At 73.0% G+C, this 16,674-nt stretch carries 17 protein-coding genes; 12 read left to right on the plus strand and 5 right to left on the minus strand.

Annotated elements, in window-relative coordinates:
- Positions 1-2 precede the first annotated feature (2 nt).
- From C9F11_RS24120 to C9F11_RS24135, 4 genes are all read right to left on the minus strand, one after another.
- Complete coding sequence (locus C9F11_RS24120; RefSeq protein ID WP_138961223.1) at positions 3-1,259, minus strand: enoyl-CoA hydratase/isomerase family protein; 1,257 nt, start codon at positions 1,257-1,259, stop codon at positions 3-5.
- A 1-nt stretch (position 1,260) separates the two neighbouring features.
- Positions 1,261-1,569 (minus strand): hypothetical protein, encoded by a 309-nt coding sequence (locus C9F11_RS24125; protein ID WP_138961224.1) that lies wholly within the window; start codon positions 1,567-1,569, stop codon positions 1,261-1,263.
- 189 nt (positions 1,570-1,758) lie between these two features.
- On the minus strand, positions 1,759-2,805 hold the full coding sequence (locus tag C9F11_RS24130) for a hypothetical protein (RefSeq protein ID WP_171075827.1): 1,047 nt from the start codon (positions 2,803-2,805) through the stop codon (positions 1,759-1,761).
- Positions 2,802-3,512, minus strand: coding sequence for a hypothetical protein (locus tag C9F11_RS24135; RefSeq protein ID WP_249401864.1), 711 nt, complete (start codon positions 3,510-3,512; stop codon positions 2,802-2,804). The genes C9F11_RS24130 and C9F11_RS24135 overlap by 4 nt, the downstream gene beginning before the upstream one ends.
- A 297-nt stretch (positions 3,513-3,809) precedes the next feature.
- Between C9F11_RS24135 and C9F11_RS24140 the strand changes: the two genes are divergently transcribed.
- A complete protein-coding gene (locus C9F11_RS24140) occupies positions 3,810-4,331 on the plus strand; it encodes a DinB family protein (protein WP_138961225.1) in 522 nt (173 codons plus the stop codon).
- 93 nt (positions 4,332-4,424) lie between these two features.
- On the opposite strand, the gene C9F11_RS24145 is transcribed toward C9F11_RS24140, so the two are convergent.
- On the minus strand, positions 4,425-5,318 hold the full coding sequence (locus C9F11_RS24145) for a serine protease (RefSeq protein ID WP_138961226.1): 894 nt from the start codon (positions 5,316-5,318) through the stop codon (positions 4,425-4,427).
- Between the two features lie 589 nt (positions 5,319-5,907).
- On the opposite strand from C9F11_RS24145, the gene C9F11_RS24150 reads away from it, so the two are divergent.
- The 11 genes from C9F11_RS24150 to C9F11_RS24200 all read left to right on the plus strand — a co-directional run bounded on the left by C9F11_RS24150 (position 5,908) and on the right by C9F11_RS24200 (position 16,591).
- Positions 5,908-6,639 (plus strand): hypothetical protein, encoded by a 732-nt coding sequence (locus tag C9F11_RS24150; RefSeq protein ID WP_138961227.1) that lies wholly within the window; start codon positions 5,908-5,910, stop codon positions 6,637-6,639.
- 19 nt (positions 6,640-6,658) lie between these two features.
- Positions 6,659-7,492: a hypothetical protein gene (locus C9F11_RS24155; protein WP_138961228.1), complete on the plus strand. Its 834-nt coding sequence runs from the start codon at positions 6,659-6,661 to the stop codon at positions 7,490-7,492.
- Positions 7,489-8,796 (plus strand): ATPase, T2SS/T4P/T4SS family, encoded by a 1,308-nt coding sequence (locus C9F11_RS24160; protein WP_138961229.1) that lies wholly within the window; start codon positions 7,489-7,491, stop codon positions 8,794-8,796. Before C9F11_RS24155 ends, C9F11_RS24160 begins: the two co-directional genes overlap by 4 nt.
- A gap of 4 nt (positions 8,797-8,800) precedes the next feature.
- Positions 8,801-9,796 (plus strand): type II secretion system F family protein, encoded by a 996-nt coding sequence (locus tag C9F11_RS24165; RefSeq protein ID WP_138961230.1) that lies wholly within the window; start codon positions 8,801-8,803, stop codon positions 9,794-9,796.
- Positions 9,793-10,722 (plus strand): type II secretion system F family protein, encoded by a 930-nt coding sequence (locus C9F11_RS24170; RefSeq protein ID WP_138961231.1) that lies wholly within the window; start codon positions 9,793-9,795, stop codon positions 10,720-10,722. Before C9F11_RS24165 ends, C9F11_RS24170 begins: the two co-directional genes overlap by 4 nt.
- Before the next feature lie 76 nt (positions 10,723-10,798).
- A complete protein-coding gene (locus C9F11_RS24175; protein ID WP_138961232.1) occupies positions 10,799-11,050 on the plus strand; it encodes a hypothetical protein in 252 nt (83 codons plus the stop codon).
- 68 nt (positions 11,051-11,118) lie between these two features.
- On the plus strand, positions 11,119-11,553 hold the full coding sequence (locus C9F11_RS24180; RefSeq protein WP_171075828.1) for a TadE family protein: 435 nt from the start codon (positions 11,119-11,121) through the stop codon (positions 11,551-11,553).
- The gene (locus C9F11_RS24185; protein ID WP_138961234.1) at positions 11,550-12,038 is read left to right on the plus strand and encodes a TadE/TadG family type IV pilus assembly protein; all 489 of its coding nucleotides are present in this window, start codon (positions 11,550-11,552) and stop codon (positions 12,036-12,038) included. The genes C9F11_RS24180 and C9F11_RS24185 overlap by 4 nt, the downstream gene beginning before the upstream one ends.
- Positions 12,035-12,514, plus strand: coding sequence for a pilus assembly protein TadG-related protein (locus C9F11_RS24190; protein ID WP_138961235.1), 480 nt, complete (start codon positions 12,035-12,037; stop codon positions 12,512-12,514). The genes C9F11_RS24185 and C9F11_RS24190 overlap by 4 nt, the downstream gene beginning before the upstream one ends.
- 283 nt (positions 12,515-12,797) lie before the next feature.
- Positions 12,798-15,866, plus strand: coding sequence for a bacterial transcriptional activator domain-containing protein (locus C9F11_RS24195; protein WP_138961236.1), 3,069 nt, complete (start codon positions 12,798-12,800; stop codon positions 15,864-15,866).
- The gene (locus C9F11_RS24200) at positions 15,836-16,591 is read left to right on the plus strand and encodes an A24 family peptidase (RefSeq protein ID WP_249401865.1); all 756 of its coding nucleotides are present in this window, start codon (positions 15,836-15,838) and stop codon (positions 16,589-16,591) included. Before C9F11_RS24195 ends, C9F11_RS24200 begins: the two co-directional genes overlap by 31 nt.
- Positions 16,592-16,674 lie beyond the last annotated feature (83 nt).

Genomic DNA, 16,674 nt, shown 5'->3' on the forward strand with positions numbered 1-16,674 from the left:
TCTCAGTGTGCCTTCGCTGATTCCTCAAGCCGGTCACCGGGGTTCATCAGTTCTTGGGCGTGAAGGGATATGGGGACCGCCTTGAGACCGATCTTGATGCCGGCGTCGATGCCCCTGCCCAAGGTGCTCATGGAGTCGATGTTCCGTAGACCGGGAATTCCCTTGGTGCCGACCAGCTGCCCGCCACGGATCGTCTGCTCGGTCAGCAGGTTCATCCGGTTCATGAGGCCGCCCTCGGTCTTGATCACAGCGCCGAGCTTGTGGCCGCCGATCGTGATCTGCCGCCCTCGGATGGTGCGCGTCATCCCACCGATGACGTTGTCACCCATACCCACGACGTTCCGTCCGACGGTGTCCATGCTGTGGAAACCCCGGCCGAGCTGGGTGGCACGTACCGTCGCCTGGGCGCGGCTCGCCACCTTGACGCCCCTGGTGAAGGCACTGACTCCAGGGATCGTCCCCAGGGCGTCGAACCCGATGGACAGCCAGTTCACCTCCGCGCCGGCGGCTTTGGCCGTGAGGTGAGTCACCAGCGCGAGTCCGCTCGTCAGCACCGCGGCCGTCGCGAGGACGGCGCCCACCGGTTCGAAGGGCGCGGTGATGATGGCGAGCATGCCCAGTACACCGCTGAGGTCACTCAGCAGGTCACCGATCAGCTTGATGGTGTCCGCGTGGTCCTTCAGCCACTTCCCCGTGGCGTCCCACGCGTCCGCGATCCCCTTGGTGAGCCGGTCCCAGAAGCCGGGCTCGTCGGGGGCGATGTCGCCGGCCTTGTCGAGCTCCCGGGTGATGGCGTCGGCGGCACGCGCGTAGCGGTCCTCCAGGTCGTGGACCTGGCCGGTGACGTGGGTGACGTCACCGGAGGCCTCGGCCAGGGCCTTGCTGCCCTTGCCGTCGGCCTGCGCCTCGGCCCTGCCGCGGGCCTCCAGCTTGTCCCCGGCGGCCTTCTCGAGCCGGTCGGCCTCGTCCTGGAACTCCTGGAGCTCCCGGGCCCACCGGTACAGCGCCCGCGACGCCCTGCCGAAGGACTCGTGGCTCTTGCGGATGAGCGGGGCCACGTCCGCGCCGACGTACTCGACGAACGCGCGCGCGGCCTCGCCCTTCCAGGCCCCGCACTCGATGCGCTCCAGCTCCCGTACGGACGTGCCGAGTTCACGGGCGAGGCCGCCCAGCTTCCGGGCGAGGTCCCGGGTGTCCTGGACGTCGCCGGGCGTCGGGTCCCAGCCGATGTGCGGGAAGGCGGGGCGTCCGCCGGACACGTCAGCGGTCCCGCCGCGGCGGCCGGGCGGACTTCAGGGACGCGGCGAGCGCCAGGTCCAGCTTGCCGAACTCCTCGTCGATCTTGTCGATCATCCTGACCGCGCCGCCGGTGTGCTTGCGGAGCTGCTTGATGCCGTAGCCCCACTCGTCGGCGAAGTCGTGGACCTCCTCGACGAGCCGCCCCGCGCCGACGGCCGTCGCGTCGGTGCCGTGGAGGACGCGGCGTGCCGCGTCCATCCGGTCGCTGATCGTGGTGAAGGTCTTCCTCAGGTCCTCGAAGACCGTGCCGTCCAGGCGTAAGTCGCTCATGCTTCGGTACAGGCTCCTTCAGCTCGCGTGGAGCGTCCGACGTTATCAGCGGATTCGCTGATGTGAACATCGGGATGCGCCAAGGCAGTTGGAGTCCGTATGCGTCAAGTGGAGAGAGGGGGAGGGCGCGTTCGGGGCGAGGGGAGGCGCAGAGGTGCCGCTCGGCGGACAGCGCGCCCCTCGAACCCCTCAGCGGTTCACCGACTGGACCTCCTCCACCGCCACCGGCTGATCCGAGCCGAACGAGCCGCTCGGCAGCCCGTTGGGCCCCGCGTTGCCCGTCCCCGTCCAGCTGACCTTCCAGGTGATCGTGGCCTGGAGCTTGAACGTCCCCTTGCCGGAGGAGCGCAGATAGGTGAGGCCGCACGGCGGGGTCTCGTCGGACCTGCCCTTGCGGTAGGGCGTGCCGATGGAGCCGTCGCCGTGGGGCGCGCACTCGCCGGACGCGGGGTGCGTGCGCGCGTCGGGCGTGCCGGGGGCGAGCCGCAGGGCGTCGGGCCGGGCCGTGGTGGTGGCCCGCAGGTCGAGGCCGGGCACGTCGACGGAGGCCGTCACGGACACCGGCTTGAACTCGGCCTCGTCCAGCCACGCCCACGTGGGCAGGTTGACCTTGGTGGTGTCCTCGGGCGCGAGGCTGACCTTCGTGTCGGGAAGGCGAAGGCGGTTGTAGGCGAGCTCGGCGAGGAGCTCGGGGGTGAGGGCGTTCGCCACCGGCGGCGGGTCGCCGTTCTCGACCCAGAAGGGCTCCTTGTCGCACTTCTGCGCCGCGTCCTCCAGCCACCGGTCCGGGTCGCGCACGGCCACCCACCAGTTGCCCTCGTCCTTCTCCTTGAGGTTGTAGTTCTTGTACTCGCCGTCCTTGTACTTGCTGCGGAACTGCGCGACGGCGGCCTTCGCGTAGCTGTGCTGACCGGGGAAGTTGACGGTGCTCTCGTAGTTCCGCTCGACCTGGTCGCGGAACTGCTCGGCGGTGCGCGGCTCGTACCAGCAGGCGGGCGGCGACCAGTCGCCGACGGGCTTGAGGGCGCCGCCGCCCCCGCTGTCACCACCGCCGCGCGTCGCGCCCGAGAAGCGGATGACGGACACGATGTCCTGCCCCTCGCGGCCCCCGCCGGAGTCGGCGTTCCCCTGGGAGCCGCTGCCGGGGGATCTGTCCGCGTGCGCGGGGCCCGGCACCAGCAGCAGCGTGGCGGCGGCCGTCAGCCCGGCCACCGCCCACGACCTGCGTGTGATCATGGCGTGCACTTCGCGTTCCCTCTCTCCGAGCTGAGCATCGTGGTCTGCCAGACGCCTTGCTTGTTCTTGTCGAGACGGGTGTTGTAGAGCACGTACGACTTGTCGGTGACAGGCGTCTTGTCGGTCTTTCCGGTCTTTCGGCTCTTGGTGTACGCCTTGCTTTCGTCGGCGCAGTACCGAATGCCGACGGCGGTTTTTCCGTGAGGTGTGACCTGGGGTGCGTAATAGCGCGTGGTGCCCGTGATGGACAGGCCGTTCTTCTTGAATCCGGCGATCCATTCGGCGGCTCCGACGAGGGCTTCTCCCCGGTAGTAGAAGGGAATGGCCGCGGATTCGGACGCGCCGTCGACGATGGCCGCGTCGGTCGCGTCGATGCGCCGCCGCGCGTCGGCGAGCGCGGCGTCCTTGGCCGGATCGCCGGTCTTCCAGCTCTCGAAGACGTTCTTCACATCGGCCGGGAGATCGGCCGCGGGGCGGTCGGCGGGGCCGTCCGGGGGCGCCGTCGACGACGGCGCGTCCTTCTTCTTCCCGCCGCCCTCGTCCGCCCCGGCGATTTTCCCGCCGTCCTTGGCGCCGTCGGAGCTTTCGTCCCCGCCGCAAGCCGTCAGCAGCAGAGCCGCGGTGACGGCGAATGCGGCGGCAAGGGGCACAGTGCGGCGCTTCACGGTCTTCTCCCCGAATGAGGCGGACGTGCTGTCAGGGGGCATGACGCTAACGGTGGGGTGCGTGGTTTCGCCAGAGTGAACTGCCCTACAGCGGGGCGCAATGCTGAGAAAGCGGGCGGAATTGCAGCGTCCTCCGACGTAATCCCGCCCCGGGCTTCTCCGCCCGGGTTCCGCCGGCTCGACGGCCCCTTCGGCGGCGGCGCGACGCGGACCGCGTACGAGATGCTCGATGCGGCCCTGACCAGCCTCAAGCGCGTGCGGTGCGGCCGGGCGGGACCCGGGGCACGGGGGCGTGCGCGGGCTCTGGTGGGGGAGGTGCGGACTCGGCATGATGGGGCGATGCCCAGTGATGACGGTCACACAGATGCCCGGACTGAGCCGCCCGGTGTCGCCGACGAACGCGCGATGCTCAGTGCCTTCCTCGACTACCAGCGCGAGACCCTCGCCCTCAAGTGCGCGGGCCTGACCCCGGACCGGCTCCGGCGGTGGGCCGTTCCCCCTTCTTCGTTGAGCCTGCTCGGCCTGGTGCGGCACCTCGCCGAGGTCGAGCGCGGCTGGTTCCGGTGCGTGTTCCTGGGGGAGCCGGACAAGCCGCACTGGGCGGGGCCCGTGGACGACGGCTCCGCGGCGTGGGACGTCGACGCCGCCGACCCCGACGAGGCGTTCCGCGTCTGGCGCGCGGAGTGCGACCGCTCCCGGGCGACGGCGGCGGCCGCGACCTCCCTCGAGGTCACCGGCGAGCGCGAGGGCACGGCGTACTCGCTGCGGCACATCCTGATCCACATGATCGAGGAGTACGCCCGGCACAACGGGCAGGCCGATCTGCTGCGGGAGCGGATCGACGGGGCCACGGGGGAGTAGCCCCCGGCCCCGAAGCGGGCGGAAACGATACGGCGTACCGGTGCCCCCTGCCGCAAGGGCACCGGCACGCCGTGTCAGCGGCGCGGCGTCGGATCAGCCGCGGTGCAGGCTGCGCTTGACGCGCTTGGCCTCGGCCGTGTCACCCAGCGTCTTCCACAGCTTCGCCGAGCTCGTCGACGTGTAGACGCCGGGGGCGCCCTGGTCGCCGCAGCCCTCGCCGTACGAGACCACGCCGATCAGGATGGGCGCCTCGCGGCCGGGGACCTTGCGGAAGATGGGGCCGCCGCTGTCGCCCTGGCAGGAGTCCTTGCCCTCGACCCCGGCGCAGAAGTTGAGCTTGGTGTCGTACTCGCCGTAGCTCGTCCTGCACTCGGCGTGCGACAGGATCGGCACCCGGACCTGGCGCAGCCGGTCCGGCTGGTGCGTCAGGTCGGTGTCCGTGTTGCCCCAGCCCGCCACGGTGGCCTTCTGGCCGGGGCGCAGCAGGGAGTCGGTGCCCTGGGTGGGGAGCTTGACCGCGCTGATGCCGCGCACGGGCTTGCTGAGCTGGATGAACGCCACGTCGTAGGCGTCCTTGCCCTGGAGGTAGCGGGGGTGGACGAGGATGCCGCCCTTGGCCACGTTGCGTATCTGGCCCTGCCGGGAGTTGGAGAGGACCGTGCGGCCGATGGCCGTCTGGATGCTCTTCGGCTTGACCGGCTTGCGGGAGTCGTCGACCAGGCAGTGCGCGGCCGTCATCACGGTGTCCGGCGCGATCAGGCTGCCGCCGCAGAACTGGCGGTCCTTGACGGGGCCGGGGCCCTTGTCGAGGACCGCGACCATGAACGGGTACGCGTCGTTGGAGACCTCGGTGCCGCCGACGATGGCGTGGGCGGCGGGGGCGCCGGTGGCGACCATCGCGAGGGCGGCGGCACCGGCGAGACCGGCGGCCGCGGCGCGCTTCGGGCGGGAGAGCCGGGCGGCGCGGGAGGGAAAGGAAAGTCTCATGGGGGTCGAATTTCTCTTTCGTTGAACTATGGAACCGTTGAACTATTGACGTGTTGAGCCGTGGAGCATCGGCGCACGGAAGCCGCGCGCCGATCTGTCAGATGACGTACGGCCACCCGGGGTTCACTCTCCGACCAGCGGCTTCTCGCTCAACACCCGCCCCAATACGGACACTTCTGACATCCCTGGCCCGGGGGAGCGGGATTCCCGTGCGCATCAGGGGAACCGCCGCCCTTGCGCGCCGCGTCCCCCGTGTGGCTGGCGGCGCATGGGGCGCCCCTGTCGCCCCGGTGTGAACTCCCGCCCCCATGGTGGGGTTTGGTTCGCATATGCACATTCAAGGGGTGTTGCAAGGTGTGGCCCCGAAAGGGGAACCGCGCACCTCGTATTGCGCGTGAATAACGGTGGATCGCATGGGCTTCGCGATTCAAAACGCGCCTTGAGGGGCTTATGTGCTGCTGATACGGTGCGGTGGCTTGACACTGCGCCTGTGGCTGACGGGCCAAGGGAACCCCGGCCGAGGTGGGGCCGAAGTGCCTCGATGGTGTCCAAATGACGGTTTTTTCTTGGGTGTACGGGGAGCGGTTGCGTGAAGATCCAAGAGCGTACGGGGGCGGGCGGAAACCGTACCGGCGTAGCGGCTCAGGCCGGGGTCGGCGAGCGACTTCCCACCGCACCTCGCGAGCGCAAACCGGCGCTGGCCGCGCTGGCGGTCCTGCTGATCCTCGTGGGCGCGCTCGGCGCCACCGTGCTCGTGCTGCGCGCCGGTGACCGGATCGAGGTCGTGAAGGTCACCAAGGAGATCCCCGCGGGGGAGTCCCCGAAGGAGGGCGTGAACATCTCGCCCGTCCTGGTCGCCGAGGACACCGGCATCAAGTACGTGAAGTGGTCGCAGCGCAAGACGCTCGAGGACTACAAGGCCAAGAGCACCATCCCGGCGGGCTCCGTCGCCGTGGGCCAGATGTTCGCCGTGGACGGCGGCGTGCCGTCGGGCAAGTCCACGGTCGGCCTCTCCCTCAAGGAGGGGCAGTACCCCTCGACCCTGAAGCAGGGCGACACCGTCGCCGCGTACCGCGTGACCGCCAATGGCTCCGGCGGCAAGGGCACGGAGCGCGGCGGCGCGGGCGGCAGCACGCCGATCGTCGCCGACGCGCGCGTGAACACGGTCGCCAGCAAGAACGACTCGACCATCAGCACCGGCAACCTCAGCGTCACCCTCCTCGTGGACGCCGACGACGCCGCGTCCCTCACCGCCGCCGCGTCCGCGGGCGAGGTCTCCCTGGTCGTCGTGCCCGGCCGCGCCGGCGCCTCCGAGAACTAGAAGGGCGAGAAGACCACCCATGGCTCTCATCGCCCTCGCCGCCGACAAGGGGTCGCCCGGCGTCACCACCGCGTCCGTCGCGCTCGCCGCCGTCTGGCCGCGGCGCGTGCTCGTCGCGGAGACCGACCCCGCGGGCGGCGACCTGGTCTACCGCAGCGCCGCCGCGCACGGCGGGCCCCTCAACCCGAACACCGGCATGCTGTCGATCGCCGCGACCGCGCGCCGCGGCCTCGTCCCCGACCAGCTGTGGGACCACACCCAGCCGCTCTCGGGCGGCCTCGACGTCCTCGTGGGCCTCGGCGTCTCCGAGCAGGCCGCCGGGCTCGCCGGGATCTGGCCGACGCTCGGCCGGGCCTTCGCCCAGCTCGCCGACTCGCCGCAGGCGCCCGCCGACGTCATCGCCGACTGCGGCCGGATCAGCGGCGACAGCCCGGTGGTCGAGATGTTCCCGCAGGCCGCGCTCGTGCTCCTGGTGGCGCGCGCGGAGCCGGAGTCGCTCGCCCGCGTGCGGGACCGCGCCGCCGCCCTGGCCGCCAGGCTGCACGGCGGGCCGCGCGGGGCCGCCCCGCTCGCGACGCCGCTCATCGGCGTCGTCCTCGTCGCCGACCCCGCGCACTCCGCCAAGCTCGTGCACCAGGTCAACGACATGCTGGTGGCGGCGCAGACCGGCGCCCGCGTCGTCGGCACGCTCGCCGACGACCCCGCGGGCGCCGCACAGCTGGCCGGACGCCGCCGCGGGCGGCTCGACAAGTCGATGCTCATCCGCTCCGCGCGCAAGGTGACCGCCGACCTCTACCAGAGCTACGGCGCCGCCTGGTCGGGCCCCGCCGCAGGGGCGGGGGCCGGGCGGTGAGCGCGGTCGACCACCAGCTGGTCAAGCGGTTCCGGCAGGACGCGGGCGACCGCATCGCCGAACAGCGCCGCCTCGACCAGGTCTCCGGCGTCACCCCGATGTCGAACGAGGACGAGCGGCACTACGCCCGCGCCGTCATCGCGCAGATACTGGAGGAGCACGCCCGCACGGAGATCAACGCCGGGCGCACCCCCCTGGACGCGGAGACCGAGGAGCAGTACGCGGCCGCCGTGCACGCCGCGCTCTTCGGCGTCGGCCGGCTCCAGCCGCTGCTCGACGACCCCGAGGTCGAGAACATCGACATCAACGGCTGCGACCAGGTCTTCGTCGGATACGCCGACGGGCGCGAGGTCACCGCGGAGCCGGTCGCCGAGACCGACGAGGAGCTGGTCGAGCTCATCCAGGTGCTCGGCGCCTACTCCGGCCTGTCGTCGCGCCCCTTCGACTCGGCCAATCCCCAGCTCGACCTGCGCCTGCCCGACGGGTCCCGGCTCTCGGCCGTCATGGACGTGGCCCGCCGGCCCGCCCTGTCCATCCGCCGCGCCCGCATGGGCAAGGTGTTCCTGTCCGACCTCGTCGGCAACGGCACGCTCACGCCCGACGTCGCGCACTTCCTGGCCTGTGCCGTGCGGGCGCGCAAGAACATCATGATCGCGGGCGCCACCAACGCAGGGAAGACCACGCTCCTGCGCGCCCTCGCCAACGAGATCCCGCCGCACGAGCGCCTCATCACCGTCGAACGCGCCCTGGAGCTCGGCCTCGACACCTTCGCCGATCTGCACCCGAACGTCGTGGCCTTCGAGGAGCGCCTGCCCAACTCCGAGGGCCAGGGCGCCATCGGCATGGCCGAGCTGGTGCGGCGCTCGCTGCGCATGAACCCCTCGCGCGTCATCGTCGGCGAGGTCCTCGGCGACGAGATCGTCACCATGCTCAACGCCATGTCGCAGGGCAACGACGGCTCGCTGTCCACGATCCACGCCAACAGCTCCAGCGAGGTCTTCAACAGGATCTCCACGTACGCGCTCCAGGCCACCGAGCGGCTGCCGATCGAGGCGAGCCAGATGCTCGTCGCGGGCGCGGTGAACTTCGTCGTCTTCATCCAGCGGCGCAACACCTACCAGACCGGCGGCAAGCTGCAGCGCGTGGTGACCTCCGTCCGCGAGGTCAACGGCGTCGACGGCCGGGTCCTGTCCAGCGAGGTGTTCGCCCGGGCCCCGGACGGGCGCGTCCTCGCCCACGCCCCGATCGCCTGCCTGGACGACCTCGTCGCGTACGGCTACCGGCCCGCGGGCCAATGGGGGTGAGCACATGAACGCGCTGGGATCCTCGGGCGGTCTGTTCTCGCTGAACGTGCTCTACGGCCTCGCCTGCGGCGTCGCCGTCGGCGGCGGGCTCGCCCTGCTGGCCGTCGCACTGCGCGGGCTGCCCGCCAAGCCGGAGCACGAGCGGCAGCGGGCCAGCCGGCGGATGAGCGAGCTCGTCCGGTTCGCCGGGCGGCGCGGCTCGCTCGCGGTCGGCGTCGGCCTCGTCGTGCTGCTGCTCACCCGGTGGGCGGTCGCGGGCATCGCCTCCGGTGTCCTCGTCTTCTTCTGGGACAAGCTGTTCGGCGGGGCCGCCGAGGAGCGGACGCAGATGAAGCGGGTCGAGGCGCTCGCCGCCTGGACCGAGTCGCTGCGCGACACCATCGCGGGCGCGGTCGGCCTGGAGCAGGCCATTCCGGCCTCCGCGCGGGCCGCGGCGCCGGTGCTCAGGCCGCATCTGGACGCGCTCGTGGACCGGTTGCGCGCGCGGACGCCGCTGCCGGACGCGCTCCAGGTGCTCGCCGACGAGATCGACGACGCCTCCGCCGACATCATCGTCGCCGCGCTGATCCTCAACGCCCGACTGCGCGGCCCCGGTCTGCGCCAGGTCCTCGGCGCGCTCGCCAAGTCGGCGCGCGAGGAGGTCGACATGCGCCAGCGCGTGATGGCGCAGCGCGCGTCCACGCGCCGCTCCGTACAGATCGTCGTCGCCGTCTCGATCGCCTTCGTCCTGGGCCTTTCGATCTTCAACCGCGAGTTCGTCTCGCCGTACGGCACGGCCGTCGGCCAGCTCGTCCTCGCCTGTGTCTGCGGCCTGTTCGCGCTCGGCTTCTGGTGGCTGCGCAAGCTGTCGACGGTCGAGACGCCGGACCGGTTCCTCGTCCGCGACGAGCCGGGCGTGCAGTTCGTACGCCCCCGGACGGCGGGCGGCGAGGGCACCCCGGGCCAGGCCCAGACCCTGCCGCCGCACACGAACACGCCCACCGAGGGGGTACGCCGATGAGCCTGACCTGGCCGATCCTCATCGGCGCCACGCTCGGCCTCGGCGTCTTCGCCCTGGTCCGGGCGCTGCTGCCGAGCAGACGCAGCGCCGTCGCCACGGTCGCCCGGATCGACGCGCTGCGGGCCCGCGGCGCCGCGTACGAGTCCGCGCACCGCACGGCGGACGCGGACGCCACGGGGCGCTTCGGCACGCTGCGCGCGCGGGTGGGCGCCCGGGTCGCGGAGTTCTACGTCCAGCAGGGCTGGGAACTGCGGTCCCTGCGGGCCGACCTCGCGGTGCTCGACCGCGGCTGGGAGAGGTTCCTCGCGACGAAGGTGCTGCTCGCGGTGGCGGGCGTGTTCTTCGGCCCCTTCCTCTTCGCCGTCGTGTGGACGCTCGGCTTCGGCCGCAGCCCGATCATCCCGGTCTGGCTGGCCCTGATGTTCGGGGTGCTGTTCTTCTTCCTGCCGGACCTGGAGGTGCGGCGGGACGCGCAGGAGAAGCGCCGCGACCTGCGCCGTGTGATCGGCGCCTATCTGGACCTGGTGGCCATGAGCCTGGCGGGCGGCCGCGGCCTGCCCGAGGCGCTCATGGCCGCCGCCGAGGTCTCCGACGGATGGGCGACCCAACGCATCAGGAACGCCCTGGCGGACGCCCGCATCACCGGCATCAGCCAGTGGCAGGCGCTCGGTTCGCTCGGCGAGGAACTGGGCGTCGAGGAGCTCAAGGACCTCTCCGCGTCCCTGGCGCTCGTGGCCGACGACGGCGCGAAGGTGCGCGAGTCGCTCGCCTCCCGCGCCGAGACGATGCGCCACCGCGAACTCGCCGAGATCGAGGGCAGCGCGGGCGAGAAGTCCCAGTCGATGCTGGTGGCCCAGCTGCTGCTGTGCGCGGGGTTCCTGGTCTTCCTCATCTTCCCGGCGGCGATGCGCGTGTTCCAGGTCTGAACCCCACCCTCCGCTCCCACTCCAAGGGCGGGCCCCTACGAGCCCCCCCATCCTGCTTCCTGAGAGGACCCTCACCATGAACGGACGGAACGTCAGCACCGGCATCCCGGCGGTCGACTTCCTCGTGACCTTCCTGCGGACCCGGGTGCGCCGCGCGCGCTCCGGCGAGCTGGACCGGGGCGCGTCGGCGGTCGAGTGGGTGATCATCTCGGCGGTCGTCGTGGCGATCGTCGGCGTGGTCGCCGCGATCATCAACAACGCCCTCAAGGGCGGTGCCGACAAGGTCGGCGACTGCATCGAGGGCGCCGACGCGGGCAAGACCTGCTGAGCGACGGAACACCGACGACCATGTGGGGCCACGGGGGCCGGGGCGCAGCCGCGCCGCACCGCGACCGGATGCCCGGATGCGTACGCCGACGCGTGGAGGCCGCCTCCACCCGCGGCGAGTCCGGCATGACCGCGATCGAGTTCGTGCTGCTCACCCCGGTGCTGTTCTTCATGATCTTCGCGACGGTGCAGTTCGCGCTGTACTTCTTCGCCGACCACGTCGCCCAGGCCGCGGCCCAGGCGGGCGCGCGCAAGGCCCGCGCCACGGCCGACGAGAACCCGGGCGGCTGGCGCGGCGAGGCGAACGACGTCGTCGAGGACTACATCAGCCAATTGGGGCCCGAGCTGGTGCTCGGCCCGCGAGTCAAGACGATCCAGCCCGAACAGAACACCGTCGGCGTGGAGATCACCGCCAACGTGCCGTCGGTGTTCCCGGGCCTCGACCTGACCGTGCACGCGCGGTCGGCGGGCCCGGTGGAGCGGTTCGTGGAGGAGGACGGATGAGACGGCCCGCACCAGGCCGTCGACTCCGGCGGCGCCCGCCGGGCACGGAGGGGCCCGCGGGCCAGGCCGGGCCACCGGCCGCGCACCGGTCCGGGGACGGCGGCCTGTCCACGGTCGAAGTCGTCATCCTCGCGCCCGTGATGATCCTGTTCATCCTCGTCCTGGTGGCCTTCGGGCAGCTCGTGGACGGGCGCGGCGCCGTCGACGGGGCCGCGCGGGACGCGGCCCGCGCGGGCTCCATCCAGAAGGACCTGGGCACGGCGATGACCGAGGCGCGCAGGGCCGCGGCGGCGAACCTGGAGGACGTCTGCTCCGGCCCCGTGAACGTCGTGCGGAAGAGCGCCGGGTTCCGGCCCGACTCCCTCTTCACGGTCGAGGTGAGCTGTCGGGTGCGGGGCCTCGGGATGCTCGGCCTCGACGTGCCGACCACGCTGAAGTCCACGTTCAGCTCGCCGCTCGATCCGCTGCGGAGGGCCGGGACATGAGGACGGGAGCGGCACGCGCGTACGCGGCACGGGCCCGGCCCTGGCTCGACGCCCGCCGCGCCCGCCTGGACGACCGGGGGTCGGGCGCGGGCGCGGTCATCGTCTTCGCGCTCGTCTTCCTGACCCTGGCCGCGTTCGTGATCGACGGCGGCATGTCCATCTCGAAGCGGGAACGCGCCGCGGACATCGCCGAGCAGGCGGCGCGCTACGCGGCACAGGACATCGACCGGGAGGGGCTGTACGCGGGCCAGGAGGCGCCCATCCGCTACGAGAACTGCGGTGCCCGCGTGCGGAAGTTCGCCCGGGAGCTGGGCCTGCGCGGCGCGGACGTGGCGGCCACCCACTGTGTGAGCGCCGACGCCCAACAGGTGGAGGTCGAGGTTCAGATGACGTACAGCCCGGTCTTCACCGGCCTCTTCTACGGCGGGGACGTCGTGGTGCACGGGCGGGCGAGGGCGGAGAACCAGGTGGGGTGAGGCGGGGTCGGCAGGGCGGGAGTTGTCCACAGGCCGGGAGTTGTCCACAGGGCGCTCCCGGCCGGAGACGCCTTCCGTACGATCGCGTTCATACGGCCAGCAGTACGTTCATCCGACACCGCAGGCATCTGACACCGCAGGCATCCGAACCGCAGGCACCCGACACCGCAGGCATCCGAACCGCAGGCATCCGGCCTCACCGGCATCCAGGCACCGCACCATCCAGACACCCCACCATCCGGACACCACAGGCATCTACAGGACCAGGACCAGGACACCCGCCATGGCCCGACGCAACACCCGCTCCTCGAACGGCTCGCCGGACGGCCCGGCCGCGCCGCGGAACAGGACGCCGCAGCCGCTGCCGGCGCGTCGGCGTTCGGCCGGGGACTTCGTCAAGGCGTTCCTCGCCTTCGTCGCCCTCGCCGTGCTGCTCGTCGGCGTTCCCGGCGCGCTCGCGTACTTCGTGGGCTGGCCGCTGCCGGACGGGGCGCCGTCCCTCGACTGGCTCCAGCAGGAGGTCACGGTCGGCACGTTCGTCAATGTGCTGACGGTGGTCGTGTGGCTGGCCTGGGCCCAGTTCACCGCCTGCGTGCTCGTCGAGGTGAAGGCCGCCCTCTCCGGGGTCGGGATGCCGGGGCGGGTGCCGGGCGCGGGTCCGAGCCAGGTGCTCGCGCGGCAGTTGGTCGCCGCGCTGCTGCTCATCGGCGCCACGGCGGCGGGCTTCGCGCCGGGGCTCTCGCAGTTCGGGCAGTCCCCCGAGGGGAACCAGCAGCCCGCCGCCGCGGCGGCCCAGCGGACGCCGGGGCTCTTCGCACCGGAGCAGCGGGGCGCGGCGGCCGCGGCGGACGCCGTCGCGGACCAGGCCGCGCGGGCCGCCGACCGCGCGGGCACCGCCAGGGACGGCGACACGAAGTTCTACCGCATCCAGCCGCCCGAGGGCCGCCACCACGACTCGCTGTGGGAGATAGCGGAGCGGCACCTGGGCGACGGCCGCAGGTACAAGGAGATCTACCAGCTCAACAAGGACCGCGAGCAGCCCGACGGCTCCCGCCTCTCCGAGGCCAGCCTGATCCGGCCCGGCTGGATCATGGAGATGCCCGCCGACGCCCACGGCGGCGAGCTCGTCGAGATGCCCGACGAGGCGCCCAAGGTGCCCGAGAAGGTCCGCGAGCAGATCTCCGACTACGCGAAGACCGGGGACGCGCACCGGGGCGGCGGCGCGCGGCAGGGCGGCGACCGCAAGAGCGACGACCGCAAGGGCGGCGGATCCGTCGACCGGGACACGGCGCACATCACGCTCCCCGAGCAGCGCCCGGGGAGCGGCGAGGAGCGGGACGGCGGCCGGGGCGACGGCCAGGGCCATGGCCGGGGAGACGGCCGGGGCAGCGGTGAACCGGCCGCGCCCGCCGCGCCCGAGAGGGGCACCGAGGCCGCGTCCGACGGCTTCTCCTTCGGCCTGCCCGAGGCGCTCGTCGGGGCGCCGCTGCTCGCCGCCGGGCTGCTCGGCGCGCTCGGCAGGCGCCGTCGGCACGCCCTGTGGCAGTCGGCGATGGGCGCTGTCGGCGGGCGCCGCTGCATGGAGCCGCCCACGCCGACCGGCACCGCGGCCGACGCGCAGGACGCGCTGCTCGTCGGCGCCGACCCCGAGGGCGTCCGGCTCCTGGACCGCGCCCTGCGCGGCCTGGCCGCCGCGCTCACCGCGGAGTCCCGCGCCCTGCCGACGGTGTACGCGGCCTGGCTGAGCAACGGCGATCTGCACCTCCAGCTCGCCCAGCCCGCGGGACGGCCGCCCGCGCCCTGGCAGTTGGGACAGGACCAGACGTTCTGGATGCTGACCCGCGCCGACGCCGAGGCGTACGAGGACGTGGACGCGGCGGCGCCCTACCCCGGCCTGGTCTGCCTCGGCACGATGGACGACTCGCGGCTGCTGCTCAACCTGGAAGCGGTGCCGGGCATCGTCTCGCTGAGCGGCGCCGCCGCCGACCGGGCCGCCGTGTTCGCCTCCGTCGCCGCCGAACTGGCCACCAACGGCTGGTCGGACCGCATGACGATCACGCTCGTCGGCTTCGGCCGCGACCTCACTCCGCTCGCGCCGAACAGGCTGCGGCACCTGGAGGACGTCGAAGCGCTCATCGAGACCATGACGGCCGAGACGCGGCAGCGGCGCGGCGCGCTCGGCGCCGCCGGACACGACTCGGTCCTCACCGGCCGCACCGGCCCCGCCCGGCACACCCGCTGGGCGCCGCACCTGGTGCTGCTCGCGGCCGGGCCCACCGCGGACGAGGCGGCCGATCTTGCCGAGCTCGCCGCCGACGCGAGCCGCCTCGGCATCGGCTATCTCGTCGGCACGGACTCCGGCGAACTGCCCGGTGCCGCCTGGGAGATGGAGATCACCGCCGACGGCAGGCTGCTGGCCCCGCTGCTCGGCCTCCAGCTGGCGGCGCAGCAGCTGCCGGACGCGCTCCAGCAGGCGGTGGTCGAGCTGTTCACCGCGGCCGACCCCGACGGCGGGGACGGCGATGACGACTCCACCGGCGGCGCGGCCGCGCCCCCCTTCCTCGTCGACGTCAGCGAGCAGGGCCGCCCCGCGGTGTACGCGCGCCTGGTCGGGACGTACGAGATCATCGGCCTGGAGACGCCCGACGGCGAGCGCAGCCCGCTGATGCACGAGGCGCTCGCGCTGCTGCTGCTCCACCGCGAAGGGGTGCACCCGCGCGTGCTCGCCTCCGCGCTGTGGCCGCGCGGCGTGACCGAGGACGTGCGGGACGCGCTCGTCGACCGGGTCCGCGCGTGGCTCGGCAGCGACCAGGACGGCACGCCCCGGCTGCGCGCCGACGCGTCGGGCCGGCTCACGCTCGCCCCGTCCGTGGTCTGTGACCTGGACGTGCTGCGCTCGCTGTACCACGAGGCGACGCAGGGGCGCGGGGCGGCCAACCGCGCGGTGCGCGGCCGCCTGCTCACGGACGCGCTCGTCCTGGTCCGCGGCCCGCTGCTCGCGGACCGCCCCCAGGGGCGCTACGGCTGGCTGACGCACGAGATCGTCGACGCGCGGCTGCCGCTGCTCGTGGCGGACATCGGGCTCGCCCTCAGCGAGTTCCACCTGGAGAAGGGCCGGGCCGAGCAGGCCATCGAGGCGCTGACCGCCGCCCGCGCCTCGGCCCCCGCCGACGAGCGCCTGTGGAACGAACTGCTGCGGGCCACGCACGCCACCGGCGACCAGGACCGGCTCCGGGCCCTGGCCGCCGACCTGGTCGCCCGCAGCGGCGCGCGCGGCCTGCCGCCGCGCACGGAGGCGCTGCTCGACGAGTTGCTCCCGGCGTGGCGCGACGGACTGACGGCGGTGGGGTGACCGTGGAGCTGCCGCTCGTGCTCGGCGGTGCCCTGTGGGGCGCCCTGGCAGGGCTCGCGCTGCCGCGCGCGGTGTACCGCTTCTCGGCCCCGGCCGGTGAGCCCTGGCGCGACCGCTGCCCGAGCGACGCGCACGGGGTGCGGGGCTGGCTGGGCCCGGGCCGCTGCCCCGACGGGGAGCGGTACGGCCCCGGCGCGGCCGCCCTCGCCGCCGTCGCCGCGGTGGTCTGCGCCCTGCTCGGCCTGGCGACGGGCCCGCGCCCCGAGCTCGTGGTGTGGCTGCTGTGCGTGCCGCCCGCCCTCGTCCTCGCCTGCGTCGACCGTGCCGTCATGCGCCTGCCGGACGTGCTGACGCTGCCGCTCGCGGCGGCCGCGCTCGGGCTCCTCGGCGTGGCGGCCGCGCTGCCCGGACACGGCGGCGACTGGACGCAGGCGGCCCTCGGCGCGCTCATGCTCAGCGGCGGCTATTTCGTACTGTTCCTGATCAATCCGAACGGGATGGCGTTCGGCGACGTGAAGCTCGCGCTCGCGCTCGGCGCGGTCCTGGGCTGGTACGGCTGGGGCGCGCTGGTGCTCGGCACGTTCACCGGGTTCGTGTGCGCCGCGCTGTACGGCGGGTGGCTCGTCGTGGTGCGCGGGGCGGGCCGCAGGACGGCGATAGCCTTCGGCCCGTTCCTGCTGGCCGGGGGGCTCGCGGGCGTCCTGCTCGGCGCGTACGCGGCCTGACGCCGGGGCGCGGCCCACCGGACGCCGGGGGCCCCGGAGCCCTGGCGTACGCTGAAGAGCGATCTGTCCAACCCCCTTACGGA

Source organism: Streptomyces sp. YIM 121038, from assembly GCF_006088715.1.
GTDB lineage: Bacteria > Actinomycetota > Actinomycetes > Streptomycetales > Streptomycetaceae > Streptomyces.